The sequence below is a fragment of the Massilia sp. MS-15 genome (assembly GCF_020176695.1).
Lineage (GTDB): Bacteria > Pseudomonadota > Gammaproteobacteria > Burkholderiales > Burkholderiaceae_D > Telluria > Telluria hydrophila.
Map to the genome: position 1 here is coordinate 1 of NZ_JAIWIA010000087.1, position 2318 is coordinate 2318.

The 2318-nt window shown below is 58.4% G+C and carries 1 protein-coding gene; it reads left to right on the top strand.

Annotated elements, in window-relative coordinates:
* Positions 1–108: 108 nt before the first annotated feature.
* A partial coding sequence (locus LCI23_RS20375; protein WP_224948268.1) for an SLBB domain-containing protein occupies positions 109–2318 on the top strand: 2210 nt, incomplete at its 3' end.

Genomic DNA, 2318 nt, shown 5'->3' on the forward strand with positions numbered 1-2318 from the left:
TACGGTGGAGATTTTCTTTGTCGACAGCAATTTCGTGCTATTCACGATACTGCCGGGGCGGATATAATTCTAGGTTATCCGACTGTTACCATTTCTTCCGAGTATCATATGTCCAAGTTTTTGCTCTGCGCAGTGGCGCTGGCTTTCGGCGCTGCATCAACCACTGCTCCTGCCCAAGAATTGCCCGCGCGTGCCGACGAGATGTTCGGTCAAGAATCGACTGAAGCGGCACTACCTGCCCCCGCTGCGCTGCGCAGGGTGTCGATTACCAATGTCACGCCCGCCGCTGCGGCACAGGCGCGCCAGGCAGCCAGCCAGGATGCCGTCGTTGCGGCACAACAGGCACCCAGTGGCATGGCACGGCCCAAGCCCCAAACGGAATTCCAGAAGTTCATTCATGACAGCGTTGGACAGGACCTTCCCATCTTCGGCGCGAATTTCTTCGCGAACGCCCCGTCGACCTTCGCTCCTATCCTGAACGCGCCCGTTCCGTCGGAGTACGTACTCGGCCCGGGCGACGAACTCTTGATCCGCGGGTGGGGGAGCATCGACATCGACTTCCGCGCCACGATCGACCGCAACGGCACGATTTCGATCCCGACCATCGGCTCGGTCGTGCTGGCCGGTGTAAAGGCGGGCGACGCCGACGATATCATTCGTGGCGCCGTTGCAAAGCTGTACAAGGGCGTGACCATTAACGTAAACTTCGGGCAACTGCGTGCCATTACCGTGTACGTGGTCGGCCAGGCGAACCGTCCGGGCACCTATACCGTATCGAGCCTGTCGACCCTGGTCACCGCGCTGTTCGCCAGCGGCGGTCCGAATGCTAACGGCAGCATGCGTCGTGTTCAGGTGAAACGTGCGGGACGCGTCGTCACTGAGCTTGATCTGTATGCCTTCATCGCGAAAGGCGAGAAGTCGGCCGACGTCAAGCTGCAGGACGGTGATTCGATCTATATCCCCCCGGCCGCCGGCTATGTGGCGCTGGTAGGCAAGGTGAACAGTCCGGCCGTGTACGAACTCAAGACCAGTAGCGACACCATCGAGTCGATGCTCGACTTTGCAGGAGGCATGCCGGTGGTCGCTGATCCGCGCCGTGCCTTCCTCGAGCGTATTGATGCGAGTAAGAATCGTCCGCGGAGTGTCGAGCAGTTCGCGCTGGATGCTGCGAACCTGAAGCGTCCGCTGAAAGATGGCGACGTCCTGAACGTTACCGGCATCACTCCGGAATTCTCCAATGCTGTCATTTTGCGCGGCAACGTAGATCAACCAGTGCGTGCTCCATTCAAGGCAGGAATGCGCGTAAGCGATTTGATCCCTAGCCGAGATTCCCTGATTACCCGCGCATCCGTAAGGCGGCAAAACAATGTCGTGACCACTGGCCAGGACAAACAGATAACTAACGAACACGCGGATACGATTGCCGCGCGTGTCGGTGACCTTGTGGACGAAGTGAACTGGGATTATGCAGTAGTCGAGCGCATCAATCGCAAAAACCTCTCGGTGACCTTGGTTCCGTTCAATCTGGGCAATGTGTTTGCCAACCCCACCGGTCCGGACAACATTGAGCTTCAACCCGGCGACACGGTCACCATCTTCTCACAGCAGGATGTCGCCGTGCCAATTGACAAGCGCCGCGTGCTGGTGCGCATTGAAGGCGAAGTCAAGGTGCCCGGTGTGTACCAGATGAGCGCCGGCGACACGCTGCAGAGCTTGCTAGCCAAAGCTGGTGGCCCGACTGCAAATGCCTATCTGTTTGGGACTGCATTCCATCGCGAAACCGTCCGTAAGGAACAGGAAATCAACCTCGAAAAAGCTGCACGTCGCCTCGAGGCTCAGATCACCAGTGACCAGAGCCAGGCCGTTGCGAACCAGCAGACCCTTGCTTCGGTCGACCCCCAGGTCCTTGCAGCCCAGCAGCAGGCACAGGCCTCGTTGGCCCAACGAAAGATCGCGCAATTCCGACAACTAAGGCCGACTGGGCGGATTGCGTTCAATCTGGATCCGAAGGAGCACTCTTTCACGCGCCTGCCGCAACTAAAACTCGAGAACGGCGACCGTTTGATCGTTCCTGCAACCCCGGCGTTCGTCCACGTGTTTGGAGCGGTCAATGTGGAGTCGTCGGCGCTCTGGCGGCCTAATTCACGCGTCAAGGATTATTTGAAGCTTGCCGGTGCTACTTCGGACGCCGATGTTGATGAGGTGTTCGTTATTCGCGCTGATGGCAGCGTTATTTCGCGCGAATCGGGAAGTTGGATTTTCGGTGGCATTGGCGGCCTGGAGGTAATGCCAGGTGATAGTCTCGTGGTTCCAGAGAA